Below are 14,827 nucleotides of genomic sequence, written 5' to 3' on the forward strand. Positions count from 1 at the left end.
GCGCATGGGCGAGCTTGATCGTGCGGCTCGCGACAAGGAGGCAATCTTAAAACTAAAGCTCGGCGACGAGTTCGCCATGAAGTGCCTCGAAAAGTTGCGAACAAAGTAAGCGGATCAACCCTAGTGAGGTCCGGGCGGGGTCAATCGCGCCGATTTGAGCGCGTACCGACCACTTCCGGGCTACGCTTGTAAGCAGACCTGACCAGCGCCGGTCGGAATATCTCAAAGACATCGATCATCATTCGACCACCTCATCGCCGCGCAATAGCACTGGCGTCGAATTTCTCAAACTTTGAGCACGCAAGGCCTAAGCGATAAGCAAAAAAGCTATTTTTCATTCACTTCATTACGCAGCAACGCTGCATCTGCAGTCCAACAGCCAAGCGTGACATCGCACACGAGTTTGACTGTTACGATAAACTGAGTTGGGATCGGGCGTGCGCCCAAATGCACGTTCAAACTAGGAGAGATCCGATGTGCGCAGGTGACGACAAGAACTGTCCGGAATTTGAATTGCATCATCGCAAATTCAAGGAAACACTCGATCGAGAACGCCGGTCGTTCTTGAGGTCCAGCTTCGCCGCGGCCGGCGGCGCGGCGGCGATGACCGCGGGCGGCATTTCACTGGTGACGCCGCAGATGGCGGCTGCCGCCGAAAAGAACCAACCGGCCAAGCGGTCCTACCATCATTTGCCCGCGAATGCCGAAACAGTGCATTGGGGCTATTTCAGCAAGAAACTCAAACCGCAGGTCGAGATAGATTCTGGCGACTTCATTACCATTGAGGCGTTAACTCATCATGCCAATGACGACGCTGAGCGCATGGTGAAGGGCGATCCCGGCGCCGAAAGCGTGTTCCTATGGACCAAGGAAAAGAAGGGCGTGAATCGGCGCGGCGCCGGACCGATGGATGCCTCGCTGTTCGGGCGCGGTGCTGGCGAAGGCCTTGGCGTGCACATCTGCACAGGCCCTGTCTACGTACGCGGCGCGCAGGAGGGTGACGTGATCGAGTTGCGTATTATCGACGTCACGCCCCGCCCTTGTGCCAATCCGCAATATCCCGGAAAGGCTTTCGGCAGCAACGCGGCCGCATGGTGGGGTTTTCACTATAAGGACTTGCTGACCGAGCCTAAACCGCGCGAAGTGATCACGATCTACGAGGTTGACGCCACCGGCGAACGTAACTGGGCGAAAGCAGTGTATAATTTCAGGTGGACTCCGCAGACCGATCCTTCCGGCGTAGTGCATAAAACCATCGACTATCCTGGCGTTCCAGTCGATCACTCGACGGTCAAGGAGAACCACGGCATCCTGAAGAATGTGCGCATTCCGATACGTCCGCATTTCGGCGTAATCGGCTTGGCTCCCAAGGAAGCCGATATCGTCGACTCAATTCCGCCGAGCTATACGGGCGGCAACATCGATAATTGGCGGATCGGCAAGGGCGCCACGATGTATTATCCGGTTGCGGTCGAAGGTGCCCTGTTATCGGTTGGCGACTCGCACGCTTCGCAGGGAGATTCCGAACTGTGCGGTACGGCAATCGAATGCTCGCTGAACGGCACCTTCCAGATCATTCTGCACAAAAGAGCCGACCTCGTCGGTACGGCTCTCGAAGCCCTCGATTATCCGATGCTGGAAACCAAGGACGAGTGGCTGGTGCACGGCTTTAGCTTCGCCAATTATCTCACTGAACTGGGGGACAAGGCGCAGTCAGACATTTACTCGAAATCGTCAGTTGATCTGGCTTTGCGCGATGCGTTCCGCAAGATGCGCAAATTTCTGATGACGACCAAGAAGCTGACCGAAGATGAGGCAATCTCCTTAATTACGATTGGCGTCGACTTCGGCATCACCCAGGTGGTTGATGGAAACTGGGGCGTCCACGCGGTCATCAAGAAGGATGTCTTCGCCGGAGGGGAGGCCTGATCCATAACACCGACGCGTTAGTTCCGGCAGGGTTTGGCCGCCTCGCGCTGCCGTATCGGGCAACAGTGTTGATACCCGAAATGGGTCATTCGCGTCATTTGGACGGTGTACCGATCACTTCTGGTCTGCCCCGATGAATCCTTAGTCGCCATCGGGACGTCTCAAAGACGCCAAAGGCGGAAGTGATCCCGACTCCCGGCGTCGCGAAACGGCGATTGGCGACACATCGAGAGTGGCTCTGTCAAGCCACTTCCCTGTTTAAGGGGGTGGCCGCCGCGCCGCTCCCTCGCCATTTTGGCTGCGGGGACGAGCACGTCCTCGTGCGCCATCGGGAGACGGGCAATGACCATAAGAACCTTTTGCACGCTTGCCGCCGCCATCTTTGTCCTGATCGCACTTCTGCAGTTGATCCGGATTGTGATGGGATGGTCCGTCACCTTGAATGGCGTCGATGTGCCGTTCTGGGCGAGCTAGATCGCGGTCATCGGAGCCGGCGTGTTGAGCTTCGTCGGCTTTCGCGCCGCCATGCGCAGCTAGAGCCTGGCAGAGTCCGGCCGGGCCGATCTGTTGCCTCCGCGCGTAATCCGCAAGCATCACGCTTTCGGCCGTGCCACCTTGCGCGCCTTGTTGACTTCCTCAATTTCGGGCTCGATCGAATTCAGGCTCTCGTAGATTTCTGCGAGCACCGTCTTCAGATCCGAAATGTTCTTCGACGGAAAATTGCGGACCGCCACTTCCTCGAAATGGACGGCGATCGGAATCAATTCTTCCACCATCGTCCGTCCCTTCGGCGCGAGGTTGATTGCAACCGTGCGCGCGTTGTCCTTCAGCCGCGTGCGCGTCACGAGGCCCCGCCGCTTCATCTCGCCGATCAGGCGCGACAGCGTCGATATTTCGATGGTCGTCATGTCGGCGAGATCGCCAAGGCGCTGATCGCTTTTCTCCCAAAGCGCTGCCATCACGCGGTACATCGGTAGCGTCACACCATAGCCGGCGACACGCCGGGAAAACAGGTCGCCCATTCGCACGCCGACGCGGTTGAGCATGTAGGGCAAGGAATTCGTTAGCCGGTACAAGTTCTTGCGCTCCGCTTTGATGCAACTTTTGCACGCCTTCAATAGCGGCGCGCCGATCATTTTTCAAGGCAATTGTTGCATGTGAAAATTTTGGTTGACTAATATTTGCAAATGCAATTATTGTCTTCGAAAGTTAAGCCGCCGAATAAGAGCGGGCAATGTCAGTGGAGGAAACCATGTCGCTGGATTCGGCATCCGACGAATTGCGAGAAACGTTCAAGCGTGCATTGCGGCGATTTCCCGCGGCGGTGTCGGTCATCACGTCGGCCGACCAGGATCGCCGGCACGGCATGACGGCGACCGCGGTGACGTCGCTGTCGCTCGATCCCCCTTCCCTGATCGTTTGCATCAACCAGGCCACGCTGCTGCACGACATCATGCTGCTGGCGCGCCGGTTTTGCGTCAACGTGCTGCGCCGCGACCAGATCTCCCTTTCATCGGCGTTCAGTGGCGCCGTGCCGCCCGAGGAGCGGTTCGGGCTCGGCCAGTGGAGGACTTCGACCGAGGGCGTCACCTATCTCGCCGACGCGCAGATCAACATCTTCTGCAAGAAGGCGGCCGCCGTGCCCTACGGCACGCACACGATTTTCATCGGCGAAGCCGAGACCGTGAACGTCCGCGATCCGATCGAACCCCTGATCTACCAGGACGCGACCTACTGCTTCTCGGTGCCCCACGACAGCCAGGCTGCGTGACCTCACAGCCAAGCCGCCTTTCAGCCCATCGAAGACACGGAGCAAACCAATGGTATCAGTCGCCCAATTGAAGGACGTGCCGGCACAGGCGGCCCCTCGCCCCGATCTTGCCGAGTTGCGGGCCCGCGTGGCGCAGATCGCGCCGCAGATCAAGGCGCGCGCCCACACCACGGAAAAGGCCGGACGCGTTCCGGAAGAGAACATCACGGCACTGCGCAACGTCGGCTATTTCGATATCGTGAAGCCGGCGATGTTCGGCGGCTACGAGTACGATTTCGACGTGCTGGTCGAATTGAACATCGAACTTGCAAAATGCTGCGCCTCGACGGCGTGGGTCGGCGGCCTGCTCGCAGCCCATCAATGGCTGATTGCGGGATTTCCCGAAGCGGCGCAGCGCAACGTCTGGGACGACAATCCCGACGCGCTGGCCTGCGGCTCCTACGCGCCGGCAGCCAAGGCGATCGATGTCGAGGGCGGCTATCGCCTCACCGGACGCTGGTCGTTTGCGAGCGGCTGTGACAACGCGCAATGGTCGTTGTGTGCGGCGCTGGTGCCATCGAAGACCGAAACCGGCCAATTTGCGCCCGCCTTCCTGCTGGTCCCGGCTGCCGATTACGTCATCGACGATACCTGGAACGTCGTCGGCCTCAGCGGCACCGGCAGCAAGACCCTCGTGCTGTCAGACGTGTTCGTACCGGCGCACCGCCTGTTGTCGTTCGCCGACACCACATCCGGAAAAACGCCGGGCGCCGCGCTCTATCCCGCCAATCCCACGTTCGCGATCCCGATGCTGTCGAACATCCCCTCCTGTCTGGCATCGGCCGCGGTAGGTGCCGCCGCCGGCGCGCTGGAGGACTATCTTGCCGTTACCTCGAGGCGAATTACCCGCGGCGCGGTGGCCGGCCACAACAACCGCATGGCGGACTTCCCGACCATCCAATTGCGCGTTGCGGAAGCGGCCGCTTCCGTCGACGCGGCGCGCGAAATGCTGCTGCGCGATCTCCGCGATCGCGCAGCGACAGTCCGCGACGACACGCCGGTCTCGATCGAGGACCGCATCGTCAGCCGCCGCGGCCAGGCTTTTTCGGTTGCGCTCGCCATCCGCGCCAGTGAAGCGCTGAACGCCTCGACCGGCGGACTCGGCCTCGATCTTTCCAACCCGGTGCAGCGCGCCTGGCGCGATGCCAATGCCGTCGGCCGCCACATCAGCATGAACTGGGATGCGGTCGGCACCATGTATGGCCAGCTCGCGCTCGGGCTGACGCCACAGGGCCAGTACTAACCAACATCAGACATCAGCGAGGACGACATGCAGGGCAAGATCGCATTGGAGGAACATTTCGCAATCCCGGACACGCTGATGGATTCGGCGGGCTTCGTCCCGGACTCCTATTGGCCGGAGTTGAAGGACCGCCTGCTGGATATCCAGGACAAGCGTCTGGCGCAGATGGACCGGCATGGCATCGAAATGATGATCCTGTCACTGAACGCGCCGGCGGTTCAGGCAATCCCCGACGTCAAACGCGCAAATGAAATTGCGATCCGGGCCAATGATTTCCTCGCCAAGCAGGTGGCAAAACGGCCGTCGCGCTTTCAGGCCTTTGCCGCGCTACCGATGCAGGATCCGGATCTAGCGATCGCCGAACTCGAGCGCTGCATCAAGACACTCGGCTTTCGCGGCGCGCTGGTCAACGGCTTCTCGCAAATCGGCGACGGCAAGCGGCCGGTCTATTACGACCTTCCGCAATATTGGCCGTTCTGGGCGGCGGTTGAGAAGACCGGCCTGCCCTTTTACCTACACCCGCGCAATCCGCTGCCGGAGGACTGCGCGATCTATGAAGGGCATCCGTGGCTGATGGGCCCGACCTGGGCGTTCGGACAGGAGACCGCGGTTCATGCGTTGCGCCTGATGGGCTCCGGACTGTTCGATGCCTATCCGAAACTGAAGATCATCCTCGGCCACATGGGCGAAGGCCTGCCTTACAGCATGTGGCGCGTCGATCATCGCAACGGCTGGGTCAAGGCGCCGCCGAAGCACAAGGCGAAAAAAAAGATCTGCGACTACTTCAATGCCAACTTCTTTCTCACGACGTCGGGCAATTTCCGCACGCAAACGCTGATCGACTCCATCCTTGAAATCGGAGCGGACCGTATTCTGTTCTCGGTCGACTGGCCGTTCGAGAACGTCGATCATGCGTCCGACTGGTTCAACAGCGCCAGCATCAGCGAGAACGACCGCCTGAAGATCGGCCGGCGCAACGCCATCGACCTGTTCAAGCTCAATCTCGGCGAGTCGACCGTCGCCGAGCACGGCATCCATCAAGTCGCGGAATAAGCGGCATCACAACGACACGAAGGTAATCTTGAGAGGGAATAAGGCCATGGCCGCGCAGGGAATCGATCTTCACGAGGAGCTCGCCGAAGCAAAGGTAGGAAAGTTTCACTGGCGTCTCGGCGCCATCATGGGACTGCTCACGCTGTTCGACGGCTATGACACGTTCAACCCGGCGTACGTGATTCACTACGTCGCAAAGCCGTGGGGGCTGCAGGCCGGTCAGGCGGGACTGCTGATCTCCAGCGGCCTGGTCGGATTCCTGATTGGAGCAGCGATCCACGGCATCATCGCCGACCGGCTCGGCCGCCGTGGCACACTGCTCGGGGGCCTGTGGATCACCAGCATCTTTACGGTACTCACCGCGACCATGGCGGATTCATTCCTCTCCTTCTGTATCCTGCGGCTCCTGACCGGCATCGGCCTCGGCGTGTTGCTGCCGCTCGCAACCACGTACATCAACGAGCTGGCGCCACGCCGCGTGGCGAATACGTTTGCGCTGTGGGGTGTTGCGCTTGGCTGGGCGCTCGGCGGGACGCTCGCCGGTGTCGCCGGCGTGTTTGCAACGCCGGTATTCGGCTGGACCTCGCTGTACTGGATCGGCTCGCTGTCGTTCCTGCTCTTGCCGTTCATGCACCTGATGCTGCCGGAATCGCCAAAGTTTCTTGCACTTCAGGGCCGCATCGACGAAATCCGCGAGATGCTGACAAAACTCCGGCCCGAGCGCGCCAGCGTTTACGCGTCGGCCGAAATTGCCGTCGGGCAAGCGGAGAAGCCGGTCAATTCGGTGGCGGCGCTGCTGCAGTCCAAATATCGCCGGACCACGTTCGCGATCTGGGCCTCGGCCTTCCTCAGCCTGTTCTGCATCTTCGGCCTGTCGGGCTGGATTCCGACCGTGATGATGCAGCGTGGAGAAACCTTTGCTGCAAGCTTCGGCTTCGGCGCGCTGATGCAGATCATGTCGTTCGTCGGCGCGCTCGTGCTTGGGCATCTCGTCGACAGGTCCGGCAGCAGCCGCGGGCTGATCGCGATCTGGTGGGCGATTGGCGGCCTCGCGGTGCTGTCGCTCGTGGTGATGAACGATCACATCGTCAACATCACATCGGTCGCCGCCGCGGGCTTCTTCATCATCGGCGCGCAGTTCGTGCTGAACAATTTCACCGCGGCTTCCTATGAGACCGGCGTGCGCGCCACCGCGGTCGGAATGGAACTCGGGGTCGCACGTGTCGGCGCCATTCTCGGCCCGTTCGTCGCCGGCGCGCTCCAGCAATATTATCAGAGCCCGACGCCGATGTTCCTGTCGATCGGCGTCTCCGCGATCACCGCCGGGATGATTATCCTGCTGGCCCGCCGGCCGGCGGCCGTCCCTTCCAACAGCCTTGAAGCGACTGCCGGCTTGCGCGAGGTTGCACAGCCCGCCTCCTGAGCCGGAAGTCCGGCTCCGGGGCGACCTGATCGCGCAGCCGGCCATTTCGTCCGCAAGGAGCAACCATGCAAGACTTCATCTATCAGAGCGCCCCGATGCGGGTGGTGTTCGGCACCGGCACGCTGCGCCAACTGCCCGACGAGTTGTCCCGCCTCGGCGTCACCCGCGCCCTCGTGCTGGCCACCCCACGACAAAAAGACCTGGTCGCCAGTATCCAGGAGATGATCGGCGAACGTTTCGCCGGCGTCTTCACTGGAGCCGTCATGCATACGCCGGTCGAGGTTACCGAACGGGCGATGGAAACCGTGCGCGACGTGCGGGCCGATAGCATCGTCGCGATCGGCGGCGGCTCGACCACCGGACTTGGTAAGGCGATCGCCCTGCGTACCGACCTGCCGCAGATCGTGCTGCCGACCAGTTATGCCGGCTCGGAGATGACGCCGGTAGTCGGCCAGACCAGCGACGGGATCAAGACTACGCAATCGAGCCCGAAAATTCTCCCCGAGATCGTGATCTATGACGTCGACCTCACCATGACGATGCCGGCGAAACTATCGGCGACATCGGGCATCAACGCCATCGCGCACGCCGTCGAGGCGCTGTACGCGCGGGATCGCAACCCCATCACATCGCTGATGGCGCAGGAAGGCATCGGCACGTTGGCGCGCGCGCTGCCGAAAATCTGCGCTGAGCCAAGCGACAAGGCGGCGCGCACCAACGCACTCTATGGCGCATGGCTCTGCGGCGTTTGCCTCGGCGCGGTCGGCATGGCGCTGCATCACAAGCTCTGCCATACGCTGGGCGGGTTGTTCAATCTGCCGCATGCCGAGACTCACACCGTCATTCTCCCGCATGCCTTTGCCTACAATGCGCCGGCCGCACCTGACGCGATGACGCGCGTCGCCACCGCACTTGGCGTAAGCGATCCGGCGCTCGGCCTCCATGATCTGGCGCGAAAGCTTGCCGCACCGCTGTCGCTGCGCGAGATCGGCATGCCCGAGAGCGCTATCGAACAGGCCGCCGATCTTGCCGTCAAAAACCCCTACTGGAATCCGCGCCCGATCGAGCGAGCGGCGATCCATGCGCTGATCGCGCGCGCCTGGCGTGGAGACGCTCCGGAAAGCGCGTTCGGCTAATTTCAGGAGATCGACATGCGCAACTTTGACGAAGCGACCATCGCCGACGCGGTCCTGCAGTGCGTGAGAGCCGCGAAAGATGACCGCGTCTGTCAGGTCAGCGAGGCGCTCGTGCGCCATTTGCATGTGTTCGTCAGGGAGATCGAACCGCATGTGTTCGCCGCAGGCCACCCATATCTCGACTCAGATGTCGTCTTCGGCGTCAAGGACAGCCTGGTCCGCCAGTTCGCCGCCGTGCCGGCCGGAACGGCCGTCGACGGCCGCCAAATAACGCAGCCCTATTAATCATCTGAATTACAATTTCGGCTTGAAGGCGCAGACGGCGCCGCGCCGCTTCGGCGAGCGCGCCGCCTAGCGCATCACGCCGCAACCGAGGTCAACCATCGGCGCTCACCGTACGCAGCGGTTTACTCAAACGTATCGCTCGCAACCTTCTACGTGACAGGTCGTGCGGCGTCCTTGACCGCCTGGCTCGTGGTCGCCATTCCGGCCGCATAGGCCGCCCCGGCCCCGAGTAGCAGGGCGCAGAAGCTCGCGAACATGGCATAAGCGAAGTGTTTGCGCGCCTCCTCGATCTGCGCTTGTGACGGAGATCTGGTTGCTGCACCGACCGTCTCGCGTCCGGGAACACCCGACAAATACGCGATGCGGGCGCTCGCAGCATATGATGGTCCAACCAGATTGCTTGCGATGCTGGTCGCAGAAGCCGGAAGCATCGCAGCCGCTGCAACCACCACGACGGTGGCGACCGACCAGGCGGCCAAGGCGTGTCCAACGCGCCCGAGGCCCGTCTGATCGGGTGAGTTGGCTGCCGCGACGGCGCCCCCTACAAAAGCGGCGATGATCCCTGACACTGCCCACCAGACGAATGCCGCCCAGCCGGCGCCGGCGGGCGCGGATTGCGCGGTCGGGACATCAATCGCAAGCAGGCCAATGCCGAACCCGAGCATGGTCAGCAAGATCTGGACTACCAGCGAAGCAAAGACGCCGGCCAGCACGGCCGACCAAGTCCAACCGAAGAAAGCGTTTGGAAATGTGCGAAACGCCATGACCAATCCCTCCATTGTTTAGTTTTGGTTCCAATGCTGGAAACAAACTTTGGTTCCTGGCAAGGAACCAGTCGCAGCCTTTGTCGATTGGACTCCAGACACTCCGTAGGAGGATGGACATGACATTTGGTAGAGGCGCGCTGCTGTGGCTTTTGGGAATTCCTCTTCCCGTTATTCTGCTGCTTGCGCTGTTCTGGCGTTAGCTGCATTTGCGAGAGCCGCCGGCAGCTCGATAAGGTCGAAGAGCTCGCGATGCGTGTAATTTTGCACCGACGGGACGGTCGGGTTTTGGTTTGATCGGCCCGCGGGCGGCAGCCTGTCGGGTTTGCCCGTATGGTCCGCCGGCGAAATACTGGGGAGTCGAACTCCACCATGCGACCGCGCCGCCTGGCGCTTACGCTGCAATCGAGGCCGTCGCGCGATCCTCGACCAGCGCGATCGCATCGCGCAGTACACTCAGGCCGGCGCCCGGCTTGGTGCCCTTCTCCGCGAGATGGCGACGAAAGGCGCGCGCCCCCGGCACGCCGTGGAACGCGCCGACGAAGTGCCGCGTCATCGCATGCAGCTTTGCGCCTTGCGCCAACTGTTCTTCGATGTAGGGAAACATCGCTTCGAAGACGGCCTTCATGGTGGCGTGCGGCGCCGCCTCGCCGAACAATTCCGGATCGACATCGAGCAAGCGCCACGGCTCCTGATAGGCCGCCCGCCCCAGCATCACGCCGTCGACGTGGTCGAGGTGACGCTTCGCCTCCGCAATGCTGCCGATGCCGCCATTGATGATAATGGGCACATCCGGCAGCACGGACTTCAGCCGGTAAACCCTGTCGTAATCGAGCGGCGGGATGTCGCGGTTTTCCTTCGGCGACAATCCGTTGAGCCAGGCCTTGCGGGCATGCACCACCAGCGCGTCGGCGCCGGCCGCGACCACGCCGCGCGCCAGCACGTCGAGCGCCACTTCCGGGTCCTGGTCGTCGATGCCGATCCGGCACTTGACCGTGACCGGAATCTTGACTGCGCGCTTCATGGCAGCCACACCTTCGGCGACCAGCGCCGGCTCTGCCATCAGGCAGGCGCCGAAGCGGCCATCCTTCACCCGGTCGGAGGGACAGCCGACATTGAGATTGATTTCGTCATAGCCAAAACATTCGCCGATCTTCGCAGCGGTAGCCAGATCATCCGGAACCGACCCGCCAAGCTGCAGCGCCACCGGATGCTCACATCGGTCGAAGCCGAGCAGCCGTTTACGGTCGCCATGGATAATAGCGCCGGTCGTCAGCATCTCCGTATAAAGCCGCGCGCGCCGGCTCATCAGACGGTGGAAGACGCGGCAATGCCGGTCGGTCCAGTCCATCATCGGAGCCACAGAAAAGCGATAGTCTTGCGATTTCAATTATTTACCCTACGATCTCAATAGGATGAAACAAGAACGTGTGCACTCCAAACTAGCCGAAATTGCACACGTTTGTACCCGTTTTGACCTCTCAGTGCACACGTAGCGCACACGATTTCGGGAGTGCACACGGCCATGGCCAGCTTCACTCAGTTGCCTTCCGGGAACTGGCGCGTCCAGGTCCGGCGCAAGAACCGCTACGTGTCAGAGACTTTTCGTCGACGCAAGGACGGCGAGGACTGGGCGCTCGACATGGAACGCAATATCGATCGCCGCGGGTCACCGAAACCAAAAGCTGCTGCACAGGTCCGTACGTTCGGAGACATCATCGATCTTCATGTCGAAGATATGCACGAGGTCGGCCGTCCTCCCCGCCGTTCTAAGGCGGCTGTCTTGGAGGCCCTGAAAGAAGCTTTAGGAACGGTGAAATTGTCCCAGCTCAATCGTGAGCGACTGATCGAATACGGTCGAAAGCGGGCGAAGCAAGGTGCCGGACCGGCGACGCTGGCCATCGACTTCTCATTTATCAGAACTGTTGCCACGCATGCTGCCGCGGTCCACGGCATCGAGGTTTCGGCCGAAGAGGTTCGACTAGCGCGCTTTGCAATGAAGCATTTGGGTCTTGTCGGCAATTCGCAGGAGCGAGACCGAAGGCCAACCCAAGATGAACTCGATGAGCTCATCGAATACTTCGAAACCAATCGTCGGCAATTCATCCCGATGGGCCGCATCGTTCGGTACGCTGTGGCGACAACCATGCGGCAGGAAGAGATTTGCCGGCCCGACTGGCCCGATGTCGATATGCAAAAGCGGCTCCTTATCATTCGCGATCGCAAGGATCCTCGGGCCAAGGATGGCAACGATCAGAAGGTCCCGCTTCTCAATCTGACCGGCTACGATGCGTGGGAGATCATGCTCCAGCAGCGCATCATCACTCGCGGCTGGGGACGTGTATTTCCTTACGACCACCGCTCAATCAGTGCGGCCTTCACGCGAGCCTGCGACGAGCTGAAGATCGAGGATCTGCATTTTCATGACCTGCGACACGAGGGGACTAGCCGTCTTTTTGAAGCAGGGCTCACAATTGAGAAGGTCGCGCTTGTGACCGGCCACAAGGATTGGCGCACGCTGCGGCGTTACACCAAGTTGAAGCCGGAAGAACTCCACAGGCTGCAAACGGCGCCACAACCATCTTTGGAAGAGTTCATCCATACGCTCACGATAAAGGAGCCCGCGATGGCAACAGTCCGACAGCAAGTCTAGAGGTTCAAGGCCGCGAGCGCATATGATCCCTGAGGGCCGCCGCGCCTACGAGAAGCACTGCGAGCAGCTCAGACGCAAGGAAAAGGCAATTCAGTCCGGACCTCGGGCCACCCGCGTCCGAAAGCAAGTGGCGGCTGTACGTAAAGCAAGGTGCTAGACGCGAGGCATCAGGGCAAGCAATCCATCAAGGCAATAAAGAAGCAGCGATGGGATTTAATTCCAGCACACAAGCCGGCACGGCAGCCTGCCGACTTATCCAAAAAGTCGAAATTCTCAATTGACTCTACACAACCCAGCAATAAGCTACGCAATTATTGCGGGTAACCGCGCCAGAGTCCGTGGGGGCACGCATGGCTGGCAAGCAGACTATTCAGAATCACGTTATTGCATATTTCGCTTGGCGTTTTGATCGCCCTCCATCTCAATTCGATCGCAAGACGAAAGTCCGCGATGCATTCGAGAATGATGAGGCGTGGGAGGCCTTGGCGGATACCTTCAATGATATGCTGTGGATGCAGCAACTCGGCGTGAAGGTCGCGCAGAGTGATATGGACGACCTATCCACAATTGGTGATCTGACGGATCTCATTGCGCAGAAAGCCGGCAAAAAGGCTAAGACATTGAAGGGGGCAGAATTTGCACCTCCCGATGAAATTCACTGGCCGCTCTAACTAGTGGGATTTCATTATGTTGTTTCGAATCGCTGTTTTTGCGGCATGCCTTTGCGTGTCCATTGCTACGGCTGTTGCAAGTGAAGGGCAAACCGTCGCGTGCACAATCAACGGGAGGTCTGTAAGTGCGGCGGATTGCCTGGCCGCACTCACTAAGCAGATGGGCAGCACGCCTCCATCTGCAGCTGCCGGACCAAAGCCAACCACAGTATGGGCGCATGCTGCTCCAAAGGACAGCACACCTTCCCCTGCCGTCACGCTAAAACCTAAGCCCCTAGAGAAGGCCTACAATACGTGGCACTGGGACAACACCTTGCTGGTCCGCAATTCGATGGACGACCTTGGTTCATTCAAGAGCCCGTCTTCCTTGAAGAAGGCGACAGGTGCGGAATTCTCTTGGGCTCGCGATGGAATAGCGCATAACGATGTTTGGACTGCCCGTGGGTTGGTTGCGGAGCGCTTGTTCGGTTGGGAAGAGCCCAGCCTTCTGCCTTATGTCACCCATGCCCTCATTGCCCCGTACGCGGTGTTTGACCGGGTCGCAAACACCAACCCCGCGAAGGCAACAAATAACGTCGACGATCTGACGGGCGGTCTCGCCGCAGAGGTCGCTTTAGCAAACTTTCTTCAGGCAACGCACTATTTCCGCTTCCTCGCCGAGGAAGACGGCGATTTTGCAGGGCGCGCTAAGAACTGGAAGGTCGGTCTCGAATACCAGCCCTTCGGCAATCCCAATCCAGAGCAGGAAAACAGTATCTTCGCATATCTCGGCACGCCGCTGCCGCTCGGACCATACTGGTTTCTGACCATCTCTCCAAAGTTGCGCGTCGAGTATCGGGAGAGCCAGGACGGCGCTGTAGATCCGATCTTTTTTCTGCACAATCAGGTGCTGCGGGCCGGACCAAGTGTTACGGTTGCGATAAGCGGCAACTCGATATTCAGCGATGTACCTTGGTACATTCAGCGAACTCATTTCCGAGCGACATACGGCACGTTGTATGACTTCTACTCGTCTCGAAATTACGGCCTTCTCGATACAGCCCTCACGTACGATCTCGATCCTAACGGCTATCTCGGGCTCACTCTCAGCTATCGCAAAGGAAAGCTCGAAACCACCGGCGCAAACGTAGATCTGGTTAAGGTCTCTCTTTCTGCGAAGTTCGGTCAATAGAAGTTGTCGCGGCGAGCTTAGCATCGGATATCTCAGCAGGAGTTACAGAATGTCCGCCGAGGTAGATGGCTACACAAAGCGGGTCTTTCCCAAAGTAGGGCCGGGCCATGAGATCTACACTACCGGGGAAGGACCCAATGTAGTCGTGCTGCACGAGCTTTTCGGTCTTACCGAACCATGTTTAAAGCTTGGGCTTAATCTTGCGCGAGAAATTCCTGCAAGGGTGCACCTTCCGTTGCTATTTGGCCGAGCAAAGCCAAGCCCGCTCGAACAGCTGAAGAATGGTGTTGGGGCCTGTATCAGTAAAGAAATCCATATGCTTGCCCGCAACGAGACGAGTCCGATCGTTGTTTGGTGCCGCGCTCTGTGCGACCAGCTAAAAGCGGACGATCCATCTTACCCTGGCGTAGGCGTCGTTGGAATGTGCCTTACGGGAGGGTTCGCTTTGGCGCTCATCGCAAACGCATCCGTTCGAGGGGGCGTTGTCGCACAGCCGAGCCTTCCATTGTTTGTTCACCGGGCGTCCCTTGGCCTGGCAGACGACTACGTTCTGATGTAGTCAAAGGAGCGGCTAGGCACGACGCCGAATGCGTGCTCGGCTTACGTCATGAACGTGATTTCATTTGTCCGGCTCAACGGATGGACACGATCAGAACGCTACTTGGTCCGAAGTTTAGAGAATTGACTGT

The 14,827-nt window shown here is 60.0% G+C and carries 15 protein-coding genes; 12 read left to right on the forward strand and 3 right to left on the reverse strand.

Annotated elements, in window-relative coordinates; all coding sequences use genetic code 11:
* The first annotated feature begins 474 nt into the window (after positions 1–474).
* Both HCN58_RS15715 and HCN58_RS36740 read left to right on the forward strand, forming a co-directional pair.
* Positions 475–1,929, forward strand: coding sequence for an acetamidase/formamidase family protein (locus tag HCN58_RS15715; RefSeq protein WP_171580247.1), 1,455 nt, complete (start codon positions 475–477; stop codon positions 1,927–1,929).
* A gap of 342 nt (positions 1,930–2,271) precedes the next feature.
* On the forward strand, positions 2,272–2,403 hold the full coding sequence (locus HCN58_RS36740; RefSeq protein WP_283814574.1) for a hypothetical protein: 132 nt from the start codon (positions 2,272–2,274) through the stop codon (positions 2,401–2,403).
* 119 nt (positions 2,404–2,522) lie between these two features.
* Here HCN58_RS36740 and HCN58_RS15720 read toward each other — a convergent pair whose 3' ends face one another.
* Positions 2,523–3,005 (reverse strand): MarR family winged helix-turn-helix transcriptional regulator, encoded by a 483-nt coding sequence (locus tag HCN58_RS15720; RefSeq protein WP_171580248.1) that lies wholly within the window; start codon positions 3,003–3,005, stop codon positions 2,523–2,525.
* 176 nt (positions 3,006–3,181) lie between these two features.
* Between HCN58_RS15720 and HCN58_RS15725 the strand changes: the two genes are divergently transcribed.
* The 6 genes from HCN58_RS15725 to HCN58_RS15750 all read left to right on the forward strand — a co-directional run bounded on the left by HCN58_RS15725 (position 3,182) and on the right by HCN58_RS15750 (position 8,879).
* Positions 3,182–3,700, forward strand: a complete 519-nt coding sequence (locus HCN58_RS15725) for a flavin reductase family protein (RefSeq protein WP_171580249.1) — start codon at positions 3,182–3,184, stop codon at positions 3,698–3,700.
* Between the two features lie 49 nt (positions 3,701–3,749).
* Entirely contained in the window at positions 3,750–4,982 is a 1,233-nt protein-coding gene (locus HCN58_RS15730) for an acyl-CoA dehydrogenase family protein (RefSeq protein ID WP_171580250.1), read from the forward strand.
* Between the two features lie 27 nt (positions 4,983–5,009).
* Positions 5,010–6,035 carry an amidohydrolase family protein gene (locus HCN58_RS15735; protein WP_171580251.1) on the forward strand — a complete coding sequence of 342 codons (1,026 nt, stop codon included), beginning with the start codon at positions 5,010–5,012 and terminating at the stop codon, positions 6,033–6,035.
* A gap of 46 nt (positions 6,036–6,081) precedes the next feature.
* Entirely contained in the window at positions 6,082–7,458 is a 1,377-nt protein-coding gene (locus HCN58_RS15740) for an MFS transporter (RefSeq protein WP_171580252.1), read from the forward strand.
* 65 nt (positions 7,459–7,523) lie between these two features.
* On the forward strand, positions 7,524–8,594 hold the full coding sequence (locus tag HCN58_RS15745; RefSeq protein WP_171580253.1) for a maleylacetate reductase: 1,071 nt from the start codon (positions 7,524–7,526) through the stop codon (positions 8,592–8,594).
* Positions 8,595–8,609: 15 nt separating this feature from the next.
* Positions 8,610–8,879, forward strand: a complete 270-nt coding sequence (locus HCN58_RS15750; protein WP_171580254.1) for a hypothetical protein — start codon at positions 8,610–8,612, stop codon at positions 8,877–8,879.
* A gap of 149 nt (positions 8,880–9,028) precedes the next feature.
* On the opposite strand, the gene HCN58_RS15755 is transcribed toward HCN58_RS15750, so the two are convergent.
* Together HCN58_RS15755 and dusA are read right to left on the reverse strand one after the other, a co-directional pair.
* Complete coding sequence (locus HCN58_RS15755) at positions 9,029–9,643, reverse strand: hypothetical protein (RefSeq protein WP_171580255.1); 615 nt, start codon at positions 9,641–9,643, stop codon at positions 9,029–9,031.
* 394 nt (positions 9,644–10,037) lie between these two features.
* Positions 10,038–11,033 carry a tRNA dihydrouridine(20/20a) synthase DusA gene (dusA, locus tag HCN58_RS15760; protein WP_283814575.1) on the reverse strand — a complete coding sequence of 332 codons (996 nt, stop codon included), beginning with the start codon at positions 11,031–11,033 and terminating at the stop codon, positions 10,038–10,040.
* Between the two features lie 135 nt (positions 11,034–11,168).
* Here dusA and HCN58_RS15765 point away from each other — a divergent pair, with 135 nt between their 5' ends.
* The 4 genes from HCN58_RS15765 to HCN58_RS37430 all read left to right on the forward strand — a co-directional run bounded on the left by HCN58_RS15765 (position 11,169) and on the right by HCN58_RS37430 (position 14,697).
* Positions 11,169–12,296, forward strand: coding sequence for a site-specific integrase (locus HCN58_RS15765; RefSeq protein ID WP_171580256.1), 1,128 nt, complete (start codon positions 11,169–11,171; stop codon positions 12,294–12,296).
* 350 nt (positions 12,297–12,646) lie between these two features.
* Positions 12,647–12,967, forward strand: a complete 321-nt coding sequence (locus HCN58_RS15770) for a hypothetical protein (RefSeq protein ID WP_171580257.1) — start codon at positions 12,647–12,649, stop codon at positions 12,965–12,967.
* 16 nt (positions 12,968–12,983) lie between these two features.
* Positions 12,984–14,138, forward strand: coding sequence for a hypothetical protein (locus tag HCN58_RS15775; protein WP_171580258.1), 1,155 nt, complete (start codon positions 12,984–12,986; stop codon positions 14,136–14,138).
* Between the two features lie 49 nt (positions 14,139–14,187).
* Complete coding sequence (locus HCN58_RS37430; RefSeq protein WP_171580259.1) at positions 14,188–14,697, forward strand: dienelactone hydrolase family protein; 510 nt, start codon at positions 14,188–14,190, stop codon at positions 14,695–14,697.
* Positions 14,698–14,827: the final 130 nt, after the last annotated feature.

Source organism: Bradyrhizobium australiense (assembly GCF_013114825.1).
Taxonomy (GTDB): Bacteria; Pseudomonadota; Alphaproteobacteria; order Rhizobiales; family Xanthobacteraceae; genus Bradyrhizobium; species Bradyrhizobium australiense.